General features: G+C 73.6%; 21 protein-coding genes. 4 read left to right on the forward strand and 17 right to left on the reverse strand.

The window, feature by feature from the left end; genetic code table 11:
- Positions 1-106 precede the first annotated feature (106 nt).
- The 3 genes from ACIA5A_RS24835 (at position 107) to ACIA5A_RS24845 (ending at position 1,820) form a co-directional block, all read left to right on the forward strand.
- Positions 107-721, forward strand: a complete 615-nt coding sequence (locus tag ACIA5A_RS24835; protein ID WP_396766758.1) for a DNA-3-methyladenine glycosylase — start codon at positions 107-109, stop codon at positions 719-721.
- Between the two features lie 213 nt (positions 722-934).
- A complete protein-coding gene (locus tag ACIA5A_RS24840) occupies positions 935-1,360 on the forward strand; it encodes a DNA-binding protein (protein ID WP_396766760.1) in 426 nt (141 codons plus the stop codon).
- Between the two features lie 193 nt (positions 1,361-1,553).
- Positions 1,554-1,820, forward strand: a complete 267-nt coding sequence (locus tag ACIA5A_RS24845; protein ID WP_396766762.1) for an MmcQ/YjbR family DNA-binding protein — start codon at positions 1,554-1,556, stop codon at positions 1,818-1,820.
- Positions 1,821-1,860: 40 nt separating this feature from the next.
- Here the strand turns inward: ACIA5A_RS24845 and argH are convergent, their stop codons facing one another.
- From argH to ACIA5A_RS24900, 11 genes are all read right to left on the reverse strand, one after another.
- Positions 1,861-3,324, reverse strand: a complete 1,464-nt coding sequence (gene argH / locus ACIA5A_RS24850; RefSeq protein ID WP_396766877.1) for an argininosuccinate lyase — start codon at positions 3,322-3,324, stop codon at positions 1,861-1,863.
- Between the two features lie 8 nt (positions 3,325-3,332).
- Positions 3,333-4,544: an argininosuccinate synthase gene (locus ACIA5A_RS24855; RefSeq protein WP_396766764.1), complete on the reverse strand. Its 1,212-nt coding sequence runs from the start codon at positions 4,542-4,544 to the stop codon at positions 3,333-3,335.
- Complete coding sequence (locus tag ACIA5A_RS24860) at positions 4,541-5,056, reverse strand: arginine repressor (RefSeq protein ID WP_396766765.1); 516 nt, start codon at positions 5,054-5,056, stop codon at positions 4,541-4,543. The genes ACIA5A_RS24855 and ACIA5A_RS24860 overlap by 4 nt, the downstream gene beginning before the upstream one ends.
- On the reverse strand, positions 5,053-5,979 hold the full coding sequence (argF, locus tag ACIA5A_RS24865) for an ornithine carbamoyltransferase (RefSeq protein ID WP_396766767.1): 927 nt from the start codon (positions 5,977-5,979) through the stop codon (positions 5,053-5,055). The genes ACIA5A_RS24860 and argF overlap by 4 nt, the downstream gene beginning before the upstream one ends.
- Positions 5,976-7,205, reverse strand: a complete 1,230-nt coding sequence (locus tag ACIA5A_RS24870; protein WP_396766769.1) for an acetylornithine transaminase — start codon at positions 7,203-7,205, stop codon at positions 5,976-5,978. The genes argF and ACIA5A_RS24870 overlap by 4 nt, the downstream gene beginning before the upstream one ends.
- On the reverse strand, positions 7,202-8,137 hold the full coding sequence (gene argB, locus ACIA5A_RS24875) for an acetylglutamate kinase (protein ID WP_396766771.1): 936 nt from the start codon (positions 8,135-8,137) through the stop codon (positions 7,202-7,204). The genes ACIA5A_RS24870 and argB overlap by 4 nt, the downstream gene beginning before the upstream one ends.
- A complete protein-coding gene (argJ, locus tag ACIA5A_RS24880) occupies positions 8,134-9,306 on the reverse strand; it encodes a bifunctional glutamate N-acetyltransferase/amino-acid acetyltransferase ArgJ (RefSeq protein WP_396766773.1) in 1,173 nt (390 codons plus the stop codon). The genes argB and argJ overlap by 4 nt, the downstream gene beginning before the upstream one ends.
- Positions 9,303-10,304: an N-acetyl-gamma-glutamyl-phosphate reductase gene (gene argC / locus ACIA5A_RS24885; RefSeq protein ID WP_396766775.1), complete on the reverse strand. Its 1,002-nt coding sequence runs from the start codon at positions 10,302-10,304 to the stop codon at positions 9,303-9,305. The genes argJ and argC overlap by 4 nt, the downstream gene beginning before the upstream one ends.
- 144 nt (positions 10,305-10,448) lie before the next feature.
- On the reverse strand, positions 10,449-11,261 hold the full coding sequence (locus ACIA5A_RS24890) for a hypothetical protein (protein WP_396766777.1): 813 nt from the start codon (positions 11,259-11,261) through the stop codon (positions 10,449-10,451).
- Complete coding sequence (locus tag ACIA5A_RS24895; protein WP_396766779.1) at positions 11,258-13,474, reverse strand: hypothetical protein; 2,217 nt, start codon at positions 13,472-13,474, stop codon at positions 11,258-11,260. Before ACIA5A_RS24895 ends, ACIA5A_RS24890 begins: the two co-directional genes overlap by 4 nt.
- Positions 13,471-14,304, reverse strand: a complete 834-nt coding sequence (locus tag ACIA5A_RS24900) for a hypothetical protein (protein ID WP_396766781.1) — start codon at positions 14,302-14,304, stop codon at positions 13,471-13,473. Before ACIA5A_RS24900 ends, ACIA5A_RS24895 begins: the two co-directional genes overlap by 4 nt.
- A 207-nt stretch (positions 14,305-14,511) precedes the next feature.
- Between ACIA5A_RS24900 and ACIA5A_RS24905 the strand changes: the two genes are divergently transcribed.
- Complete coding sequence (locus ACIA5A_RS24905; RefSeq protein ID WP_396766783.1) at positions 14,512-15,342, forward strand: Crp/Fnr family transcriptional regulator; 831 nt, start codon at positions 14,512-14,514, stop codon at positions 15,340-15,342.
- 75 nt (positions 15,343-15,417) lie between these two features.
- On the opposite strand, the gene pheT is transcribed toward ACIA5A_RS24905, so the two are convergent.
- From pheT to infC, 6 genes are all read right to left on the reverse strand, one after another.
- Positions 15,418-17,967 (reverse strand): phenylalanine--tRNA ligase subunit beta, encoded by a 2,550-nt coding sequence (gene pheT / locus ACIA5A_RS24910; protein ID WP_396766785.1) that lies wholly within the window; start codon positions 17,965-17,967, stop codon positions 15,418-15,420.
- 29 nt (positions 17,968-17,996) lie between these two features.
- Positions 17,997-19,058 carry a phenylalanine--tRNA ligase subunit alpha gene (gene pheS / locus ACIA5A_RS24915; protein ID WP_396766787.1) on the reverse strand — a complete coding sequence of 354 codons (1,062 nt, stop codon included), beginning with the start codon at positions 19,056-19,058 and terminating at the stop codon, positions 17,997-17,999.
- Between the two features lie 174 nt (positions 19,059-19,232).
- Positions 19,233-20,114, reverse strand: a complete 882-nt coding sequence (locus tag ACIA5A_RS24920) for a TrmH family RNA methyltransferase (RefSeq protein ID WP_396766789.1) — start codon at positions 20,112-20,114, stop codon at positions 19,233-19,235.
- A 32-nt stretch (positions 20,115-20,146) separates the two neighbouring features.
- A complete protein-coding gene (rplT, locus tag ACIA5A_RS24925; protein WP_030335718.1) occupies positions 20,147-20,539 on the reverse strand; it encodes a 50S ribosomal protein L20 in 393 nt (130 codons plus the stop codon).
- Positions 20,540-20,571: 32 nt separating this feature from the next.
- Positions 20,572-20,766 (reverse strand): 50S ribosomal protein L35, encoded by a 195-nt coding sequence (gene rpmI / locus ACIA5A_RS24930; protein WP_007075851.1) that lies wholly within the window; start codon positions 20,764-20,766, stop codon positions 20,572-20,574.
- A gap of 18 nt (positions 20,767-20,784) precedes the next feature.
- Positions 20,785-21,435: a translation initiation factor IF-3 gene (gene infC / locus ACIA5A_RS24935; RefSeq protein WP_181567808.1), complete on the reverse strand. Its 651-nt coding sequence runs from the start codon at positions 21,433-21,435 to the stop codon at positions 20,785-20,787.
- Between the last annotated feature and the right edge of the window lie 243 nt (positions 21,436-21,678).

Genomic DNA, 21,678 nt, shown 5'->3' on the forward strand with positions numbered 1-21,678 from the left:
CACCCGCTACGCCAAACGGGCATCCCTCTACCGAGCCAGCCTGGTCCTCGTCGCCGCTGTCATCTGGCTTCCATGATCGACAGGACAGGCCCTAGCCTTGCCGGCCATGACGTACCCCTGGCTCGACGCGCCGGCCGCGGATGTCGCGGCGACCGCGCGGACCCTGCTCGGCTGGATCGTGTCGGCGAACGGCGTGCGGATCCGGCTGACCGAGGTCGAGGCGTACGCCGGCGCCGGCGAGGATCCGGCGTCGCACGCCCACCGCGGGCCGACGCCGCGCAACCGGGTGATGTTCGGGCCGGCCGGGCACGTCTACGTGTACTTCGTGTTCGGCATGCACTGGTGCGCGAACATCGTCTGCGGTCGCGACGGCGAGGCGGCGGCCGTGCTGCTGCGCGCCGGCGAGGTGGTCGACGGGATCGGGACCGCCCGGGAGCGGCGCCCCCACGCCTCGGACCGGGACCTGGCCCGGGGGCCGGCCCGGCTGGTCACCGCGCTCGGCCTCGATCGCGACGCGAACGGCACCTCGGCTGTCGACGGGACCGGCCCGCTGCGGCTGGCCCCGCCGGCGGACCCGGTGGACCCGGCGCGGATCGTCGCCGGCCCCCGGGTCGGCGTCGCCGCGGCGCACGACCTGCCCTGGCGGTTCTGGCTGGCCGGCGAGCCGAGCGTGAGCGTCTACCGCCGGCACAGCCCTCGCCGCCGCCCCACCCCGCGCTGATCCGCCCCCCGCGCCCCGCTCCGCCGATCGAGGAGTTCGCGTGAGGGGCGCGGCACGGACGACGCGAACTCCTTGATCGACCGGGCCGGGCGTGCGGGTGGCAACCCGGTGTCGGTCTGGCGCGTCTCTATCGGGAGAACCGGGGCCTTGGCGTACGAATGAGTTTCAACGGGGTGTTGACAACATGCCGTTCTTGGGTGTCTGATTTACGGCATGGTCACCGTGGACAACGACCCGTTCACCGCTCCGGATGCTGCCCAGGCCCGGGCCCACCGCAACTACGCGGCGCTGCTGCGGATCGCCGAGCGGCACGCCGGCACCAACTCCCGCCGCCGGCGCTACGCGCACCCCGACGTGCCCGACGCCTACGAGGCGGCCACGCTGGTGATGGCGCTCGCCGGCGGGGCGGAGCTGGACGCGGGCGAGGAGCCGGTGGACCAGGCCGACCTGATGGCCGCGCTGACCCTGATCCCGCACGTGCGGGCCGAGGTGGACGCGCTGGAGGCCGGGCTGCTGCAGGTGGCCCGCGGCCGGGGCATGACCTGGCAGGCGATCGCCTTCGGGCTGGGGCTGGGCAGCGCTCAGGCGGCCCGGCAGCGCTTCGAGCGCCTCACCGTCCGCACCGGCACCGGCGACTGAGCCGACGCGACCGCATCTGCCGGCACCGGCGTCCGAGGTGGGAAGCCGAGGGCTGTCACAGCCGCGGGCGAGACTGTGCCGGACGACGACGGCACGGGAGGACGCGATGACGCGCGAGGAGATGGTGGCCTACTGCCTGGCCAAGCCGGGCGCCTGGCTGGACAGCCCGTGAGAGGGCGACGAGGTGGTGAAGGTGGGCAGCCGGATCTTCGCGTTCCTCGGCTCCCCGGCGGGCGAGGCGCGACTCGGGGTCAAGTGCGGGCCGTCGCGGGAGGTGGCCGACGAGTGGCTGCACCGGTTCCCGGACGACGCCCGGCCGTCTCCCTACATCGGCCGGTCCGGCTGGAACACGTTGCGCCTGACCGGCGGCATCCCCGACGACGAGCTGGTCGACGCGGTCGACGGGTCGTACGACGCGGTGGTGGCCAAGCTGCCCAGGCGGGAACGGCCGACGACCTGAGCCCCGCGCGGCGGCCGGGCCACCGCGCGGGGCGCGCGGATCAGCGGGGTACGACCTGCTCGGCGGCCCAGTCCCGCCAGCCGGCCAGCTTGTCCGCCGCGGCGGCGAGCTGATCGGCGACCGGCCCCGGCCCGGTCGAGCCGGGAGTGGTGCGGGCGGCGAGCGCCGAGCGCACCGAGAGCACGTCGCGCACCGACGGGTCCAGGTGCTCGCTCACCGCGGCCAGGTCGGCGTCGGACACCTCGTCCAGCGCGCAGTCGCGGGCCGCGCAGAGCGCCACCAGCCGGCCGGTGATCTCGTGCGCGTCGCGGAACGGCACGTTGCGCCGGACCAACCAGTCGGCGACCTCGGTGGCCAGCGAGAAGCCCGACGGCGCGGTGGCCGCGAGCCGGTCCACCCGGACCGTCATCGTGGAGATCATGCCGGCCAGCGCGGGCAGCAGCAGCTCCAGCGTGTCGACCGCGTCGAACGCCGGCTCCTTGTCCTCCTGCATGTCCCGGTCGTAGGTCATCGGCAGGCCCTTGAGCATGGTGAGCACGCTCATCAGCCCGCCGACCAGCCGGCCGGACTTGCCCCGGGCCAGCTCGGCGATGTCCGCGTTCTTCTTCTGCGGCATGATCGACGAGCCGGTGGCGAACGAGTCGTCCAGCTCGACCCAGCCGAACTCCTGCGATGTCCAGAGCACCACCTCCTCGCCGAGGCGGGACAGGTGCACGCCGGTCAGCGCGGTGACGAAGAGGAACTCGGCGACGAAGTCCCGGTCGGCCACCGCGTCCATCGAGTTGGCGAACGAGGTGCGGAAGCCCAACTCCTTGGCCACCGCCACCGGGTCCAGCGGCAGGCCCGAGCCGGCCAGCGCGCCGGCGCCGAGCGGGCTGATCGCGGTCCGCTCGTCCCAGTCGCGCAGCCGCTCCAGGTCCCGCAGCAGCGGCTGCACGTGCGCCAGCAGCCAGTGCCCGAACGTCACCGGTTGGGCGTGCTGCAGGTGCGTCATGCCGGGCGCGGCGGTGTCCACGTGCCGCTCCGCCTGCTCCACCAGCGCCTCGGCCAGCTCGACCAGCCGGGCGGCCACGCCCCGGGCGTGGTCGCGCAGGTAGAGCCGCAGGTCGGTGGCGACCTGGTCGTTGCGGGACCGGCCGGCGCGCAGCTTGCCGCCCAGGCTGCCCAGCCGCTCCAGCAGGCCGCGCTCCAGGGCGGTGTGCACGTCCTCGTCGTCGACCGTCGGACGGAACGTGCCGGAGGCGCAGGCGGCCTCCAGGTCGTCCAGCGCGGCCAGCATCCGGCCCAGCTCGTCCGGGTCGAGCAGGCCGGCGCCGGCGAGGACCCGGGCGTGCGCGCGGGACCCGGCGAGGTCGTACGGGGCGAGGCGCCAGTCGAACTGGACGCTCACCGACAGCCGCGCGAGCGCCTCGGCGGGCCCGCCGGCGAACCGGCCTCCCCAGAGACTCGTCCGGTTGGTGGCGGCGCTGTTCTCGGTCAGGCTCTTGTCGTCCACCCCACCCATTGTGCTGGTCACGACCGCACCCCCGTCCACCGGGCGTCGCGTGCCGCGGCGATCGTGCTGGGCAGGCCCCAGAGCTGCACGAAACCCTTCGCCATCGTCTGGTCGAACGTGTCACCGGTGTCGTAGGTGGCCAGCCCGAAGTCGTAGAGGCTGGCCTCGGAGCGCCGGCCGGTCACCACCGCGCGTCCGCCGTGCAGGGTCAGCCGCACCTCGCCGCTGACGTGCCGCTGCGCGTCGTCGATGAACGCGTCCAGCGAACGCTTCAGCGGGCTGAACCAGAGACCGTCGTAGACCAGCTCGCCCCAGCGCTGCTCGACGCCACGCTTGAACCGGGCGAGGTCCCGCTCCACCGTCACCGCCTCCAACTCCCGGTGCGCGGTGATCAGGGCGAGCGCGCCGGGCGCCTCGTAGACCTCGCGGCTCTTGATGCCGACCAGCCGGTCCTCGACCATGTCGAGCCGGCCCACGCCCTGCGCGCCGGCGCGCCGGTTCAGCTCCCGGACCGCCTCGTACGGGGTGACCGTCTCGCCGTCGATCGCGACCGGCACGCCGGCGTCGAACGTGAGGACCAGCTCGTCGGCGTCGCGCTGCTCCGCCGGGTCCTCGGTGTACGCGTAGAGGTCCTCGACCGGCGCGGTCCAGATGTCCTCCAGGAAGCCGGTCTCCACCGCCCGGCCCCACAGGTTCTGGTCGACCGAGTAGGGCGACCGGGCCGTCACGTCGATCGGCAGCCCCTTCTCCTCGGCGAACGCGATCGCCTTGTCCCGGGTCCAGGCGAAGTCGCGGGCCGGCGCGACGACCGTCAGGTCCGGCGCGAGCGCGTTCAGGCCGACCTCGAAGCGGACCTGGTCGTTGCCCTTGCCGGTGCAGCCGTGCGACACGATCGTGCCGCCGTGCCGGCGCGCGGCGGCCACCAGGTGGGTGACGATCAGCGGCCGCGACAGCGCCGAGACCAGGGGGTAGCGGTCCATGTAGAGCGCGTTGGCCCGGATCGCCGGCAGGCAGTAGTCGGCGGCGAACTCGTCGCGCGCGTCCACCACCTCGGACTCGACGGCGCCGCAGTCCAGCGCGCGCCGCCGGATCACCTCCATGTCCTCGCCGCCCTGACCGACGTCGACCGCGACCGCGATCACCTCGGCGCCGGTCCGTTCGGCCAGGTAGGGAATGGCGACGGAGGTGTCCAGACCCCCGGAGTACGCCAGGACGACCCGTTCGCTCATGGTGTGCTGTTCCCTTCGACGTGCTCGCCCCGGCGGGCCCACCCGGCGAGCCGGTCCCCCAACGCGGCGCCGCCGTCGGCCTCACGGGCGACGACGAGGATGGTGTCGTCGCCGGCGATGGTGCCGACGATCTCGGACAGACCGGCCCGGTCCAACGCGCTGGCCAGGTAGTGCGCCGCGCCCGGCGGGGTCCGCAGCACCGCGATGTTGCCGCTGGAGTCGACGCCGTTGAGCAGCTCGTGCAGCAGCCGGACCAGCCGGGCGGGCGCCCCCTCGGCGTCGCGCAGCGGCCGGTGGCCGTCCTCCGGGATCAGGTAGACGCCGCGCCCGTCGCCGCCGCGCGCGGTCACCGCCCCCAGTTCCTTGAGGTCCCGCGAGAGCGTGGCCTGGGTGACCTGGATGCCGTCGCCGGCGAGCAGGTCGGCCAGCTCGGTCTGCGAGTGGATGGCGGTGTCGCGGATCAGCTCGACGATGCGGGCGTGCCGCGCGGCGCGGGTCAGCGGGGCGGTCATGAGGAGGCCTCCAGGAGAAAAGTCAGCAGCGCCTTCTGGGCGTGCAGGCGATTCTCCGCCTGGTCGAACACCGCGCTGCGCGGACCGTCCAGCACCTCGCTGGTGATCTCCTCGCCCCGGTGCGCGGGCAGGCAGTGCAGCACGATCGCGTCGGCCGCGGCGTGCCCCAGCAGCGCGTCGCTCACCTGGTAGGGGCGGAACGGGGTGATCCGGTCCAGCCCGTCCTCCTCCTGGCCCATCGACGTCCAGGTGTCGGTGGCGACGACGTGCGCCCCGCGTACCGCCTCGACCGGGTCGGTGAGCGCGTCGACCGAGCCGCCGGTGCCGGCGGCGATCTTCGCCGCCCGGGCCACGATCGCCGGGTCCGGGCCGAACCCGGCCGGGCCGGCGACCCGCACGTGCATCCCGGCGGTCGCGCCGGCCAGCAGGTACGAGTGGGCCATGTTGTTCGCCGCGTCGCCGACGTACGCGAGGATCCGCCCGGCGGTAGCGCCGAACCGCTCCCGCACGGTGAGCAGGTCGGCCAGCAACTGGCAGGGGTGGTAGGTGTCGGTGAGCGCGTTGACCACCGGCACTGTCGCGTGCTCGGCCACCTCGGCGATCCGGTCGTCGCCGTGGGTGCGCAGCACGATCGCGGCCACGTAGCGCGACAGCACCCGCCCGGCGTCGCCGAGCGTCTCCCCCCGACCGAAGTGGGTGACCTGGGTGTCCACCACCAGCGGGTGGCCGCCCAGCTCGGCGATGCCGGCGTCGAACGAGATCCGGGTGCGCAGGCTCTGCTTGTCGAACAGCACCGCCACCGAGCGGGGTCCGGCGAGCGGCCGGTGCGCGTACCGGTCGGCCTTCATCCGGGCGGCCAGGTCGAGCACGGCGGCCTGCTCGGCGGGGCTGAGGTCGTCGTCGCGCAGGAAGTGACGGATCATGCGGGGGCCTCCGTGCGGCTCGCGGGGGTGGGCGCCGGCGCGGCGGGCCCGCCGCTGTCGCCGGGCGCGCGGTCGAGGGCGGCGGGCAGGGCGGCGAGGAACGCGTCGACCTGCGCCGCGGTGAGGATCAGCGGCGGGGCCAGCCGGACCACGTCCGGCTGCACCGGGTTGACCAGGAAGCCCGCCTCCCGCAGCGCGGACGTCACCGCGCCGGACACCGGCCCGGCCAGCACGACGCCGAGCAGCAGGCCGGCGCCGCGCACCTCGCGCACCAGCGGGTGCCCGAGCGCCTCCACGCCGCGTCGCAGCCGCTCGCCGACGCGCTTGACGTGGTCGAGCAGACCCTCGTTGGCGATCGTGGCGACCACCGCGAGCGCGGCGGCGCAACTGACCGGGTTGCCGCCGAACGTGGTGCCGTGCGAACCGGGGGTGAGCAGGTCCGCGGCGCGGCCGAAGGCCAGGCAGGCGCCGAGCGGCAGGCCGCCGCCGAGCCCCTTGGCCAGGGTGGCCACGTCCGGCTCGACGCCCTCGGCCTGGTGGGCGAACCAGTGCCCGGTGCGCCCGACGCCGGTCTGCACCTCGTCGAGCACCAGCAGCGCGCCGTGCGCGGCGGTGATCCGCCGGGCCGCGGTGAGGTAGCCGGGCGGCGGGACGACCACGCCGTTCTCGCCCTGGATCGGCTCGACGATCACCATGGCGGTGTCGTCGGTGACCGCGTCGGCGAGCGCGTCCGCGTCACCGAAGGGCACGTGGGTGACGTCGCCGGGCAGCGGACGGAACGGGTCGGCCTTGGCCGGCTGGCCGGTGAGCGCCAGCGCGCCCATGGTCCGGCCGTGGAACCCGCCCCGGGCGGCCACCACGTGGCGGCGCCCGGTGAGCCGGGAGAGTTTGAACGCGGCCTCGTTGGCCTCCGCGCCGGAGTTGGCGAAGAAGACCCGGCCGGGCCGGCCGGCCAGCGCCAGCAGCAGCTCGGCGAGCGCGACAGGCGGCTCGGCGACGAACAGGTTCGACACGTGCCCGAGCGTGGCGACCTGCTTCGACACGGCCGCCACCACGGCCGGGTGGGCGTGCCCGAGCGCGTTGACGGCGATGCCGCCGAGCAGGTCCACGTACTCCCGGCCGGTGTCGTCGACCACGACGGCGCCGCTGCCCGCGACGAGCGCCAGCGGCGGTGTGCCGTAGTTGTCCATCATGGTGGCGCTCCAGCGCCGCAGCAGCGTGCTCATGAACCGACCGTGCCTTCCCTGTTCGCGACTGCGGGGCTCGCAAGCTCGCTCCTCGCGCTCACGACCATCGTGCCGAACCCTTCCGACGTGAACACCTCGAGCAGCGTGGAGTGGGCGACCCGGCCGTCGACGACGTGCGCGGCGGGCACTCCCCCACGCACCGCCCGCAGGCACGCCTCCATCTTCGGGACCATGCCCGACTCCAACGACGGCAGCAGCTTCGCCAGGTCGTCCGCGACGATCTCGCTGACCAGGCTGGACGTGTCCGGCCAGTCGGCGTAGAGGCCCGGCACGTCGGTGAGCACGACCAGCTTGCGGGCCTGAAGGGCGACCGCGAGCGCGGCGGCGGCGGTGTCCGCGTTGAGGTTGTGCAGCACCCCGTCGGCGTCCGGCGCGACGGTGGACACGACCGGGATCCGGCCGGCCGCGATCAGGTCGGTGACCGCCGAGGCGTTCACCGACTCCACGTCCCCGACCTGCCCCACGTCGACCGGTTCCCCGTCCACGTACGCCGGGCGGCGGACCGCGGTGAACAGGCCGGCGTCCTCGCCGGAGAGCCCCACCGCGAACGGGCCGTGCGCGTTGATCAGTCCGACCAGTTCCCGGCCGACCTGCCCCACGAGGACCATCCGGACCACGTCCATCGCCTCGGGAGTGGTGACCCGCAGGCCGCCGCGGAACTCGCTGGCGATGCCGAGCCGGCCCAGCATGGCGGAGATCTGCGGGCCGCCGCCGTGCACCACGACCGGCTTGAGGCCGGCGTACCGGAGGAAGACCATGTCCGCGGCGAAGGCCCGCCGCAGCGCGTCGTCGACCATCGCGTTGCCGCCGTACTTGACCACGACGGTGGCGCCGGCGAAGCGCGCCAGCCAGGGCAGCGCCTCGATCAGCGTGGCGGCCTTGGCCTGGGCCCGGGTGAGGTCAGCGTTCATGTGGAGTAGGCCGAGTTCTCGTGGACGTACGCGTGCGACAGGTCGTTGGTCCAGATGGTCGCGGCGTCGGCGCCGGCGTGCAGGTCGATCCGGATGGTGACGGCCCGGCCGGTGAGGTCCACCTTGGCGCGGTCCTCGGCGGCGGCCCCGGACCGGCACACCCAGATGCCGTTGACCGCGACGTCGACGTCGTCCGGCTCGAACGCGGCGGCGGTGGTGCCGACGGCGGCGAGGATCCGGCCCCAGTTCGGGTCGTTGCCGAACAGCGCGGTCTTGACCAGGTTGTTGCGGGCCACCGCGCGACCCACCTCGACCGCGTCGTCCTCGCCGGCCGCGCCGACCACCTCGATGGCGATCTGCTTGGTCGCGCCCTCCGCGTCGGCGAGAAGCTGCTGGGCCAGGTCGTCGCAGGCGGCGGTGACCGCGGCGGTCAGCTCCGCGTCGGTCGGCGCGATGCCGGAGGCGCCGCTGGCCAGCAGCAACACCGTGTCGTTGGTGGACATGCACCCGTCGGAGTCGACCCGGTCGAAGGTGACCCGGGTGGCGGCACGCAGCGCCGCGTCCAACGCGTCCGGCCCGGCCACCGCGTCGGTGGTGAGCACGCAGAGCATGGTGGCCATGGCCGGCGCGAGCATGCCGGCGCCCTTGGCCATCCCGCCGACCGTCCAGCCGCTGCCCCGGGCCACAGTGGTCTTCGGCCGGGTGTCGGTGGTCATGATCGCCTCGGCGGCGGGCGGCCCGCCGTCGCGGGACAGCCGGCGCACCGCGTCCCGGACGCCCGGCAGCAGCTTCGGCATCGGCAGCCGCTCGCCGATCAGTCCGGTCGAGCAGACCGCGACCTCGCCGGCGCCGACGATCAGCCGGGCGCTGCCGGCGGTGAGCGCGGCGGCGGTGTGCTCGGCGGTCGCGTGGGTGTCCTGGAAGCCGGCCGGGCCGGTGCACGCGTTCGCGCCGCCGGAGTTGAGCACCACGGCGCGGACCACGCCGCCGTGGACGACCTGCTGGGTCCAGAGCACCGGGGCGGCCTTCACCCGGTTGGCGGTGAAGACACCGGCGACACCGGCGTCCGGGCCGTCGTTGACCACGAGGGCCACGTCGGCGGCGCCGGAGGTCTTCAGGCCGGCCGCGACACCGGCGGCCCGGAAGCCACGGGGGGTGGTGACACTCATGGGGCTACTCCGTAGACGGACAGTCCGGTGGTCTCGGGGAGACCGACCATCAGGTTGGCGTTCTGCACGGCCTGACCGGCCGCGCCCTTGCCCAGGTTGTCCAGAGCGCTGACCACGATCACCCGCCCCGAGTCGACGTCCACCGTCGCCTGGAGGTGGCAGGAGTTCGAGCCGGCGGTCGCGGCGGTGTGCGGCCAGGCCCCCTCCGGCAGCAGGTGCACGAAGGGCGCGTCGGCGTAGGCGGCGGCCAGCACCGCCCGGGGGTCGGCGTCGCCGGTCGGCACCGCGGTGACGGTGGCGAGGATCCCGCGTGGCATCGGGGCGAGCACCGGCGTGAACGACAGGCCGGTCGCGCCGGTGGCCTGCTTGATCTCCGGTACGTGCTGGTGCGCGCCCACCTTGTAGGGGGTCAGATCGCCCATCACCTCGCTGCCGAGCAGGTGGGCCTTGGCGGCCCGGCCCGCGCCGGAGGTGCCGGAGGCGGCGACCACCACCACGTCGTCGGGGCGTACCGCGCCGGCGGCGACCAGCGGGGCCAGCGCCAGCGTGGTGGCGGCCGCGTAGCAACCGGTGCTGGCCACCCGCCGGGCGGCCGCGATCTCGTCCCGCCCCCCGGGCAGCTCGGGCAGCCCGTAGGTCCAGGCGCCGGCGTGCGCGCCGCCGTAGTAGCGCGCCCACGCGTCGGCGTCGCGCAGCCGGTGGTCGGCGCCGAGGTCGACCACCAGGGCACCGTCGGGCAGGGCGGCGGCGAGGGCCGCCGACTGGCCGTGCGGCAGGGCCAGGAAGATCAGGTCCGCGTCGGCCAGGGCCGCCGGTTCGGTCGCCCCGAGCACCAGGTCCAGGCCGGTGAGCTGAGGGTGTACGGCGGCGACGGGCTGACCGGCCTGGCTGTGCGCGGTGGCGGCCACGAGGTCGAACTCGGGGTGGCCGGCGAGCAGGCGCAGCAGTTCCCCGCCGGCGTAACCGCTCGCCCCGGCCACCGCTACCCGAATGCCCATACCTACCTCCGCATGACTATGCAGAAGGCTAGCAGTTTCGGCACCAATACTGCAAGTTCATGCAATGCTCCGTATGAAGCTGCGGCGGTAGGGCGCGCGCGGGCCCTTCCCGCAACGTGCGCGGGAAGGGTGTTCCCGCAGCGGTCAGCCGCGCTCGACGAGCCCGTGCTCGCGCTCGTAGGTGCGCAGGGCCGCGTCCCACGCCTGGGTGTACTCCGAGGGCCCCATGTTCAGGTCGTTGTGTCCACGGACCGCCTCACGAAGCAACTCCACCAGCTCCGGCACGGTCTCCCGGCGCTCCGCGACGTAGCGTCGGAACACGTCGGCGAACTGTTCACCCGTCAACTGAGCGGCATGCGCCGTCACCGGGTCGTTCTCGAGGTTCTGCAACACCGCACACCATCGGCGGGTCAGATCGTCGGCCTGACGCGCCCTGATCTTCTGCAGCTCGTGGTCGCACTCCAACTTGATCCGGTCCTCCCAGTACGGCCGCAGCCGCTCCCGTACCCGTTCGTCCGGGCTGACCCGCACCTGCACCGTGAAGGAAGGCGCCCTCCCCTGACGTGGCCAACGCTGGCCCGACAGGTGCGCGTTCAGGGCCTGCTCCAGCTCCTGGGATCGATGCGGCTCGTGCCGCCGCGCCAACTCGACCGTCTGCTCCCGAAGGATGCCGCCGGCCCAGGTCAGGTAGCCCTCGGCGCGGAACCGCAGCTCTTCCAACGTCATCTGGTGCGCCGTCCAGACGTAGACGGCGTGCAGGCGGAAGTCGAAGGCGTCGCCCTTCGCCGGCACCAGCAGGGGCTGCGGTACGTCGTGACGGAACGACACGGTGGAGGACGGCACCCCCGGGGCGGCCACCGAGGAGGCCGGCGGGAAGACCGCGTGCCACCAGCGACGCTCCGGCTGGCCGGGAACGGAGGCAGGGGTGCGCGAAGGCGGTGCCGGTTGGGTGCTCATCTCTGATCCTCATCGGTGAGTCGTCGGACATCGTCGAGTAGGGCGTTACCGGGCAGCAGAGGTCGCCAGACGTGCCGGAGCTGGTGGTCCAGGCGTCGCCGGAGTGGTTGGCGGCCGCGTACCACCGCCGCGAGCAGTTCCAGGTAGTACGCCGCCACCTCGGGATGTCCGTCAGCGCGGTTGAGCCAGAACCCGAGCGTCCGCCAGGCGCGGAACGCGGTCCCGGGGACCGCGAGCGCGGCGGCCCAGGCGGTGGACAGGTCACGCAGTTCGACGGCACCGCCGCGCGCCAGGTCCAGGAGTTCGGGCCAGTGTTCGCGGGGAGCCGGCGACCACCGGTCGGCAAGTGTCCGTAGCGCTCGCCCGGCGTGCAGGCGCACCTCTGGATCGGTCGAGACGGACCACTCCGCAAGTGTGGCCAACACCCCCGACGCGTGCCCGGCGTCGTACACCTCGACCAGGCCACGAACCACCGAGTTCTGCCAACGCTGCATCCGCGCCTCGGCCACCTGTCGCAGGTGACGCAGGGCAGCCTCGGGCCACAGGCGAGCGAGGCCCAGCGCGTACGCCCGGGCCACCGTGTCCCGACGGTGCGCGGCGCCGCTATCGGCCCACCGGTCCACCTCGACGCGGATCCGCTGCCGCAACGGCGGTTGCATCGCCATGGCGACCAGAGCGATCGCCGCCGTCTGGCGTACGCCGGCACGCCGCTCCCGAGCCAACTGGTCCACGGCGTCCAGGGCGGTCCGTACCGAGTATCCCGCCGACCATCCGATCGCGCCCGCCGCCGCCTGCCGGACTCCCGGCACGTGGCTGCGGGCGAGCTCGACCCACCACCCGAGAAGCACCTCCGGTAGCCACCAGTCCTGCCAGGCGACCTCCAGCAGACTGGACCGCAGGGCGTCGTTGGCGGGGATGAACTCGACCCGCCGACCACCGCCGATCCGGCCGTCGTCGACCACCAGGACGGCCTGCCGTAGCTCCGGCCCCATCAACTCGTCGAGCGCCGAACTGCGGGCGGGTGGCGGCGCGTGCCATGGGTCGTCCACTCCGGGCCGGGTCAACAGTCGTGCGGCATGCTGGATTTCCGTCACCGGCTGACCAGCCAGCACCGCGCAGGACAACCGGAACGCGCGGCGCTCGTCGGCGGCCCAGCCGTCCCGCGTGCCCTGACCGTCGGCGCAGTCCAGGATCCGAGCCGCCCGCTCCCACACCTGTCGAGGCAGTTGACGCTCCAACCGCTGGGTGAGGTCGGCGCCGTCCACCGGGTTGCGGGCGATCAACTCCACCACGCGCACCACCTCGCCCGGGCGCGGGTCGCCGCCCAGATAGCCGATCAATAGTGGGTGTCCGACGCACTCGTCCTCGACGTAGCGGTCCACGCAGGCGCCGACGCAGTCGTTCCCGCACCGGCCCACGCACCGCCCGCGCAACCCGCGACGCAGTTGCGCCCGGAAGACGTCCACCGCCGCCGGCGGCCGGTGTTCGACGATCTGATCGGTGAACTCGCGGCCGCGCGGCCGAAAGTCACCGACGAGCACCACCGTGCAACCGACCGCCCCCGCCCGGGACGCCGCGCCGACCAGGGTCATGCCGTCCAGTTCCAGCACCGCCGCGTCGTCGAGCGGCAGGACGTAGCCGTGCCCGGAACGCAGCGTGCCGACCACCCGGATCAGGTCACCGGGGCTCTCCACGTTGATCAGGCCCACCCGGTCGTAGCCGTGCCGCCTGGCGGCGGCCAGGCACGCCGCGGTGTAACGCCCAGTGCCTTCCGGGCCGGACAGACAAACCAGTTCCAACTGCTTGAGCCGTCGATCGAGGTGCTGATCGCTCGACGCCGGCGCGTAGCCGTCGGCGGACTGCCGGACAGCGGCACCGCCGAGTATCTCCGACCAGGTCCGACCTCCCTCGGCGCCGGCCATGGTGACGTGCACGGCGCCGATAGCGGTGGCGCCGGTCCCGGTCGCGTTCTGCCCGCGGACGCGGACGTCCCCGATCTCGATACCGGCGGGCGGGCCGAGCAACGCGGAGAGCCGGCCGAGGATGTCGCCCGGGTCGAGCGGCGGATCGTCCTCCTGCGGTTCCTCCCCCTCCGGGACGGCTGCCGGCCCCACGCCGCCGGCTGCCTCGTCAGCGGCGTCGAGCGCGGCCTCTTCGGCCGCGTCGGGAGCGACCGGCAAGACCGAGGCGTCATGCGTCGCGGAGTCGTTCACCGATCACCACCGTCCCGGCCGGCCGCGACGTCCCGGCCGACCGAGCCGATCGCGGTGGCGTTCGTGCCGACCGCGTTCTGACCACGTACCTGGAGGCTGCCGATGCGGATGCCGGCATCGCCGGAACCCGGCGAGGGGTTCGGACGACCGGTCGGCGCACTCTCGACGCCGCCCGCCGGATGTACCGAATCGGCCGGGCCGGCGTCCTCCCGCGGCAACGACGACATGTCCTCGTCGACAACGTGGAGCCAAGCGGCCGCCTCGAAACCCTTGTCCGGCTGGCTGACCAGGACCCGGCGGAACCGCTCGGGCCGCATCTCCTCCGGATACTCGCAGACGACGTCCCGATAGATGCCGTCGGAAACGACGAGGGCGACGCCCGCATCCGGGAAGGCGGCCAGCGCGCGCCTGACCGGCTGCGCGTCGCAGAGCCGGCTGACGAACACCACGGCGGAACCCGGAAAGCCGTTCGCACCGTCGAGATGTACGAGGCCCTCGTGGACGGCCACCCGCAGACGGATGCGCGCCGCCGCCACACGACTGTCGTTGTACCTCCGCAGCCGCCGGTTGAGTTCGGGGACGAACCGGCCGATGATCCGCGCCTCGGGCACCTCCCGGGGGAGGATCGCCAGTTCCCCGTCGCCCGCCTGCTGGGTGCGCCACTGGGTCCGGTCCAACCCGACCAGGGCGGCCGCCTCGTGCAGGAGCCGCCGGAAATCCTGCTGCGCCTCGTACTGCTGGAGGTTGCCACGGCGGCTGTACCGCTCCATGTCCACACTGATCAACAATCGTCGCTCGGGATGGCGCATCCGTGTCTCGCCCTTCGTCACCCGCCCGCCCATGTCGGCGGGACCACAGGAGACATCGAAGCGGGATCACTGGGACCGCACCCCGTAGAAGTACGGCATCCGCCGGGCTGTCCAGAACCAGGCTTCCCGCCTTCGTCGGGTATCCGCCGTCGCGAGCCGGTGTGCACTGAGGACATGGTCGAAGTCGTCAGCGAACTGCTCATCGCCTCGGGTTGGCACCCGGCGCAGGTGCTGGCCCTGATGGTGCTCTATTCCAGTGCAGCCGCCCTGTTGCGCCGAGCGTCGCGCTCCGCTCGACTTCGGCTACGCTTCGACAATCTTCGCTGGCGGGCGAAAGTGGGGTTGTCGATGCGACGAGATGCACCGCGGGAAGCCCGGTGGCCGTACGGCACCTTCCTGCAACGGCTCGGCCCGGGCGCCCGTGAGCTCGTCCTCGATCTGGGTGTTCGACGTCAGGTGGCGGCCGGCCAGATCCTCATCCACGAGGGCGTCCGGGAGTCACACCTGGTGCTCCTGGAGGCGGGGCTGACCAAGGTGACGGCCAGCCTGCCCGACGGCCGATCGGCGCTGCTCTCGCTGCGGGTAGGCGGTGATCTCGTCGGTGAGATGTCCGCGCTCAACGATCAGCCCCGCTCCGCGACGGTCACCACCTGCGGCCCGACGCGGTACAGCGTCATCAGCAGGGATCGGTTCACGCAGTTCCTCAAGGAGCATCCCGAATCCGCGCTCGAACTCGCGGCGATGGTCGCGGACCGACTGCGCTGGTCGAACCGCCGGCGTATCGACTTCACCTCGTACCCGGTGAAGATCCGAGTGGCCCGGGTGATCGCCGAGCTGTGCCGTACGCACGGCCGGCGTAGCCCGGACGGGGTGGTCATCGACGTCCGCCTGACCCAGCCCGAGCTGGCCACGATCTGCGGCGCGGCGGAGACGTCGATCCAGAAGACCCTGCGAGATCTGCGCACCGAACGGCTCGTGGACACCGACTACCGGCGGATCACGGTGCGGGACCTGCATCGTCTGCGGGGTCTCGGTGAGATGCCGGCCGACGAGGAGTGACCGGTCAGCCATCGTGGCGTTAAGAGGGGCCCCCGCCTATGCCGAAAGCGTTAAGCGGGGGCCCTTCCTTACACCTCAGGCGCCGCGGAGGGTGGCGCCGAAGCGCTGGGCGGCGAGCGCCACCGCGGCGTCGCGGGCGGCCACCGCCTCCTCGCCGGCGAGCGTCCGGTCCGGGGCGCGGAACGTCAGCTTGTACGCCAACGACTTCCGCCCGGCGCCGAGCTGCTCGGAGGCGTAGACGTCGAACAGCCGGACGTCCTCCAGCAGCGCGCCCGCGCCCTCGACAAGCGCCGCCCGCACCTCGGCCGCCGGCACCGCCTCGTCCACGACGAGCGCCACGTCGATCAGCGCCGGCGGGAACGTGGAGATCGCCGGACCGGCCGCCAGCGGCGCGGCGGGCAGCGCGTCCAGGTCCAGCTCCATGACGCTGGTGCGGCGGGGCAGCTCCAGCGTCGCCACCACGGCCGGGTGCAGCTCGCCGGCGTGCCCGACGACGGTGTCGTCGACAAGCAGCTCGGCGCACCGCCCCGGGTGCCAGGGAGCACGCTCACCGGCCCGGACGGTGACCCGGTCGGCGGGGATGCCTGCCGCGTCGAGCACCGCCCGACCCGCCTCGACCGCGTCCGCCCAGCCGGCCGGGCGACCCGCGCCCCACCAGCCGGCCGGCTCGATCTCGCCGCACACCGCCACCGCGACGTGCCGCGGCTGCGCCGGCACCACCGCGTCGGCGGCGGCGAACTCCTCGTCGGTGGGCCGCCGGTCCACGCCCATGGCCGGCGGCGAGCCGGCCCCCGGACGCGGGTGGAAGACCGCGCCGATCTCGTAGACCGCCACGTCCCGCTGGCCCCGCCCGACGTTGCGCCTGACGACGCCGAGCAGCGGGCCGAGCAGCGTGGTGCGCAGCAGCGGCTCCTCCTCGGACAGCGGGTTGGCCACCCGCACCGCGGCCCGGCGCGGGTCGTCGGCCGGCAGGCCGAGCTGGTCGACCAGCTCCGGCGCGACGAACGGCTGGGACAGCACCTCGACCCAGCCGCGCTCGGCGAGCGAGCGGGCCACCGCGCGGCGACGCTGCTGGGCGGCGGTGAGGCCCCGGCCGGGGCGCGCGGTGGGCAGCACCGACGGCACCCGGTCGTACCCGTCGAGGCGGACCACCTCCTCCACCAGGTCGGCCGGGTCGGTCAGGTCGGGCCGCCAGCTCGGCGGCGTCACGGTCAGCACCTCGCCGGCGCCCTCGGCGGCCACCCCGGTCGCGCCGGGGTCCTCGCCGAGCCGGTCGCCGCCCCGGGTGACCGTGCAGCCGACCTGCTCCAGCAGCTCCGCCACCCGGTCCGCCGAGTACGACACGCCGACCCGCCGCGCCGGCAGGTCCGCCGGCAGCGTCACCGGCGGGAACGGGCGGACGTGGTCGAGGTCGAGCACCTCGGCGCCGGCCGTGCCGCCGGCCAGGTCGGTGAGCAGCCGGACCGCCTTCTCCAAGGCGACGAGCGGCAGGGCCGGGTCGACGCCCCGCTCCCAGCGCTTCGCGGCCTCGCTGAACAGCTTGTGCCGCCGCGCGGTGCGGCCGACCATCGCCGGGTCCCAGTGCGCGGCCTCGAAGAGCACGTTCGTGGTGGAGGCGAGCACCTCGCTGGTCTCGCCGCCCATCACCGCGGCCAGCGAGATCGGCCCCGTCTCGTCGCAGATGACCATGTCCTCGGCGACGAGGCTGCGGCTCACCCCGTCGAGCGTGGTCAGCTTCTCGCCCGGTTCGGCGCGACGCACCACCAGCGGCCCGGCGATCCGGTCGGCGTCGAAGGCGTGCATCGGCTGGCCGAGTTCGAGCATCAGGTAGTTGGTGATGTCGACAGGCAGCGAGATGCTGCGCACGCCGGCCGCGGTGAGCCGCTGCCGCATCCACCCGGGCGTCTCCACCGTCGGGTCGACGCCGCGCACCATCCGGGCGGCGAACCGGTCGCAGCCGACCGGGTCGCGCACCTCGACCGGGTACGCCGGCTCGGCGGTGCCGCCGGTGGCCGGCGCGTCGGCCGGGTCGCGGAACGGCACGCCGAGCGCGTGCGACAGCTCCCGGGCGATGCCGCGGACGCTGAGCGCGTACCCGCGGTCCGGGGTGATCTCCATCTCGACCACCACGTCGTCCAGGCCGACGATCGGGCGCGCGTCGTCGCCGGGCTGGGCCTTGACGTCCGCGGGCAGCACGATGATGCCCGAGTGGTCGTCGCCCAGGCCCAACTCCTTGGCCGAGCAGATCATCCCGTGGGAGTTGCGCCCGTACGTCTTGCGCGCGCCGATGGCGAAGTCGCCGGGCAGCACACCGCCGGGCAGGATCACCACGACCTTGTCGCCCGGGGCGAAGTTGCGCGCCCCGCAGACGATCTCCTGCGGCTCGCCGGTGCCGTTCGCGGCGCCCACGTCCACCCGGCAGAAGCGGATCGGCTTCTTGAAGCCGGTCAGCTCCTCGATGTCCAGGACCTCGCCGACGACGAGCGGGCCGGTGACCGTCGCCCGCAGGTCCACGATCGACTCGACCTCGATGCCGAGGTCGACCAGCGCCTGCTCCAGGTCGCCGGTGGGCAGGTCGGCCGGGAGGTCCACGTACTCCCGCAACCAACTGACAGAAACTCGCATGACTCCTGTACCACCGTCTCCGTAACTCGTCAGGCGCCGAACGCGCGGGTGAACCGCACGTCGCCCTCGGCCATGTCCCGCATGTCGCTGACCCCGTGCCGGACCATCACGGTCCGGTCGATGCCCATGCCGAACGCGAATCCGGAGTAGACCTCCGGGTCGATGCCGCAGGCGCGCAGCACCCGCGGGTTGACCATGCCGCAGCCGCCCCACTCGACCCACTGCGGCCCGTCCCGGTGCTCCGGGAACCAGACGTCGAACTCCGCCGACGGCTCGGTGAACGGGAAGTAGTGCGGCCGCCAGCGGGTCTTCGCGCCCTCGCCGAACATGGCCCGGGCGAAGTGGTCGAGCGTGCCGCGCAGGTGCGCCATGGTGATGCCCCGGTCCACCACCAGGCCCTCGACCTGGTGGAAGACCGGCGCGTGGGTGGCGTCCAACTCGTCGGTGCGGTAGACCCGGCCGGGCACCACCACGTAGATCGGCGGCGTGCGGGTGAGCATGGTGCGCGCCTGCACCGGCGAGGTGTGGGTGCGCAGCACCAGGCCGCTGCCCTCGGGGGCGATGTGGAACGTGTCCATCAGCCCTCGCGCCGGGTGGTCGGCCGGGATGTTCAGCGCGTCGAAGTTGGTCCACTCCAGCTCGACCTCGGGACCCTCGGCCACCTCGTAGCCCATGCCGACGAACAGGTCGCTGATCTGCTCCATCAGCACGGTCAGCGGGTGACGGGCGCCGCGCGGCCGGCGGTCGAACGGCAGGGTCACGTCGACCCGCTCCTCGACCAGCACCCGCTCGGCCCGCTCCCGGTCCAGGATCTCCTGCCGGGCGGCGTACGCGGCTTCGACGGCACGGCGGGCCTCGTTGACCCGCTTGCCGGCGTCGGACTTCGCGGCCGGCGGCAACGCGCCGATCTCCCGGCGGGCCAGCGCCACCGGAGAGCGGTCCCCCAGGTGGGCCGGGCGCAGCGCGCTCAGCGCGTCCGGGTCGGCGGCGGCGGCGAACGCCTTCTCGGCGTCGGCCACGGCCGCGGCCAGGGCGTCCGGGTCGAGCAGGGCGACCTGCTTCGGGTCGTACGGATCGTTGCGGTAGCTCATGGTGAACGGGCACTCCCTCACGGCGGCGCCGGCCCTTCCACAGGGCGGCCAGGCGAGTCTACGGACGCGCGGCTTCGCCGCAGCCCGCCGGTGGGAGTCGTGCAGGGAGGAAGGGTCAGGCCTGCCGCCCGCCGACACCGGCGGGCTGGCTAAACGAACGCCGTGGCGCGTTCATCACGAGGCGGACTCCCCTGCTGTGTGCTGCGTCGTCGTGGATCGGCGCAGTGCTCTGGCGGAAGAATACAGGCAGACGGCCGCCGCCGCAGCCAGGTTCAGGCTCTCGGCGCGCCCGTGCAGCGGCACCCGGACCCGGGCGTCGGCGGCGGCGGTCAGCTCGTCCGGCAGGCCGTGCGCCTCCGAGCCGAACAGCCAGGCGGTGGGGGCGGCGAGCCGGCCGGCGTCGGCGAGGTCGTCCAGGTCGCTGTCGCCGTACCCGGTGGTGGCCAGCACCGCCAGCCCGGCGGCCCGCAGCGTCTCGACCACCCGGACCGGGTCGTCGGCGCGGACCACGTCGACGTGGAACAGGCTGCCGGCGGAGGCGCGCACGCACTTGCCGTTGTAGGGGTCGACGGCCTCGCCGGCGAGGACCACCGCGCCCGCGCCGGCCGCGTCGGCGGTGCGCAGCACGGTCCCGGCGTTGCCCGGGTCGCGGATCCCGGCGAGCACCGCGACCAGGCGCGGCCCGCGCGCCAGGGCGTCGGCCAGGGGTACGTCGAGGTGCCGGCAGACCGCCACCAGGCCCTGCGGGGCCACCGTCTCGGTGAGCGCCGCCAGGGCGTCGTCGGTGATCTCGGAGACCGGCACGTCGGCGCGGGCGGCGGTGGCGGCGAGGTCGGCGTACCGGTCCAGCGCGGCCGGGGTGCCGAACAGCTCGACCACCGTGCCGTCGCGGGCGAGCGCCTCGCGGACCGCCTGCGGCCCCTCGGCCAGGAACCGGCCGGCCTGCTCACGGTCGCGCCGGCGGTGCAGCCGGCGGGCCGCCACCACCCTCGGGGTACGCGCGGTGAACGGGCCGGGAACGGCGTCGAGGCGCCTCCCCTGCGACGGTGACTGCATGGGAGACGCCTCGATCTGTGCCGTACGGGTGGTCAGGCGGCCTGGGCCGCGGCGCCACCGGTGCCCTCGGCCGCCACGGCGGCGCGGGCCAGCTCGACGATCGCCGCGAACGCGGCGGCGTCGTTGACGGCCAGGTCGGCCAGGATCTTGCGGTCGACCTCGATGCCGGCCAGGCGCAGGCCCTGGATCAGCCGGTTGTAGGTCATGCCGTTGGCCCGGGCCCCGGCATTGATCCGCTGGATCCAGAGCTGCCGGAAGTCGCCCTTGCGGTCGCGACGGTCCCGGTAGGCGTACTGCATCGAGTGCAGCACCTGCTCCTTGGCCTTGCGGTAGAGCCGGGAGCGCTGACCGCGGTAACCGCTCGCGGTCTCCAGCAGGGTACGACGCTTCTTCTGGGCGTTAACAGCCCGCTTGACGCGTGCCATCTCAACTCCTTCTTCGGTTCAGGTGGCTCGCGTCAGCGGCCGAGCAGCTTCTTGATGCGCTTGGTGTCGGCCTTGGCCAGCTCGACCGTGCCGGTCAGCCGCCGGGTCTGGGTGGAGGGCTTCTTCTCCAGGTTGTGGCGGAGGCCGGCCTGCTGGGCAACGATCTTGCCCTTGCCGGTCACCTTGACCCGCTTGCCCATACCCGTGTGGCTCTTCATCTTCGGCATGTGGAACGTCTCTCCCTGTTACTGGCCGCTGGTGTCAGCGGTCGGGCCGGTCTCACCGGCTGCTGCGGTCTCGCCGGCCGCCGGGGCCTCGCCACCCGCCGCGGCTCCGGGCTCCTCCGCGGCACGGTCCCGAGGACCACCGCGCGACGCCGTGGCGGCGACCGCGGAGGCCTTGACGGCCCGGTGCGGAGCGAGAACCATGATCATGTTTCGACCGTCCTGCTTCGGAGCGGCCTCGACGTATCCCAGGTCCGTGATCTCGGACTCGAGCCGGCGCAGGAGCCGGTAACCCAGCTCCGGGCGGCTCTGCTCGCGACCGCGGAACATGATCGTCACCTTGACCTTGTCGCCCGCCTTGAGGAACCGCACCACGTGACCCTTCTTGGTCTCGTAGTCGTGCGGGTCGATCTTCGGCCGGAGCTTCATCTCCTTGATGACGGTCTGCTGCTGGTTACGCCGCGCTTCGCGCGCCTTGAGTGCGCTCTCGTACTTGAACTTGCCGAAGTCCATGAGCTTGCACACCGGCGGGCGCGCCATCGGCGCAACCTCGACCAGGTCCAGGTCGACGTCCGCGGCCAGCTGCAGGGCGCGCTCCAGCGGGACGATGCCCACCTGCTCACCCTCAGGGCCGACCAGTCGGACCTCACGTGCCCGGATCTGCTCGTTCACGCGTGGTTCGACGCTGATGTGGCCTCCTCGAGTCGAGTGTCCTACGGTGCCGACTCCGTGGGCTCCCGGGCGGGAGCCGACCCGGAAAGCAGAAGGCCCCGGCATATGCCAGGGCCCACTCGACCGGTCGGCACGATCACAGGATCGCGCATCCGGGCTCGGGACGTGCCCGAAACCGGGGACCGGACCCGGCCGCCTGGACGGCGACTCGGGTGGGAGCGGGCGCTCCGCTTCGCGACCGCC

The sequence above is a fragment of the Micromonospora sp. NPDC051300 genome (assembly GCF_044455315.1).
GTDB classification, from domain to species: domain Bacteria; phylum Actinomycetota; class Actinomycetes; order Mycobacteriales; family Micromonosporaceae; genus Micromonospora; species Micromonospora robiginosa.

What these genes read in the sequence shown, in the direction of transcription:
- ACIA5A_RS24835 (WP_396766758.1), top strand. Translation starts at nt 107, where the DNA reads ATGACGTACCCCTGGCTCGACGCGCCGGCCGCGGATGTCGCGGCGACC.
- ACIA5A_RS24840 (WP_396766760.1), top strand. Translation starts at nt 935, where the DNA reads ATGGTCACCGTGGACAACGACCCGTTCACCGCTCCGGATGCTGCCCAG.
- argH (WP_396766877.1), bottom strand. Translation starts at nt 3,324, where the DNA reads ATGGGTGGGGTGGACGACAAGAGCCTGACCGAGAACAGCGCCGCCACC.
- ACIA5A_RS24855 (WP_396766764.1), bottom strand. Translation starts at nt 4,544, where the DNA reads ATGAGCGAACGGGTCGTCCTGGCGTACTCCGGGGGTCTGGACACCTCC.
- ACIA5A_RS24860 (WP_396766765.1), bottom strand. Translation starts at nt 5,056, where the DNA reads ATGACCGCCCCGCTGACCCGCGCCGCGCGGCACGCCCGCATCGTCGAG.
- argF (WP_396766767.1), bottom strand. Translation starts at nt 5,979, where the DNA reads ATGATCCGTCACTTCCTGCGCGACGACGACCTCAGCCCCGCCGAGCAG.
- ACIA5A_RS24870 (WP_396766769.1), bottom strand. Translation starts at nt 7,205, where the DNA reads ATGAGCACGCTGCTGCGGCGCTGGAGCGCCACCATGATGGACAACTAC.
- argB (WP_396766771.1), bottom strand. Translation starts at nt 8,137, where the DNA reads ATGAACGCTGACCTCACCCGGGCCCAGGCCAAGGCCGCCACGCTGATC.
- argJ (WP_396766773.1), bottom strand. Translation starts at nt 9,306, where the DNA reads ATGAGTGTCACCACCCCCCGTGGCTTCCGGGCCGCCGGTGTCGCGGCC.
- argC (WP_396766775.1), bottom strand. Translation starts at nt 10,304, where the DNA reads ATGGGCATTCGGGTAGCGGTGGCCGGGGCGAGCGGTTACGCCGGCGGG.
- ACIA5A_RS24890 (WP_396766777.1), bottom strand. Translation starts at nt 11,261, where the DNA reads ATGAGCACCCAACCGGCACCGCCTTCGCGCACCCCTGCCTCCGTTCCC.
- pheT (WP_396766785.1), bottom strand. Translation starts at nt 17,967, where the DNA reads ATGCGAGTTTCTGTCAGTTGGTTGCGGGAGTACGTGGACCTCCCGGCC.
- pheS (WP_396766787.1), bottom strand. Translation starts at nt 19,058, where the DNA reads ATGAGCTACCGCAACGATCCGTACGACCCGAAGCAGGTCGCCCTGCTC.
- ACIA5A_RS24920 (WP_396766789.1), bottom strand. Translation starts at nt 20,114, where the DNA reads ATGCAGTCACCGTCGCAGGGGAGGCGCCTCGACGCCGTTCCCGGCCCG.
- rplT (WP_030335718.1), bottom strand. Translation starts at nt 20,539, where the DNA reads ATGGCACGCGTCAAGCGGGCTGTTAACGCCCAGAAGAAGCGTCGTACC.
- rpmI (WP_007075851.1), bottom strand. Translation starts at nt 20,766, where the DNA reads ATGCCGAAGATGAAGAGCCACACGGGTATGGGCAAGCGGGTCAAGGTG.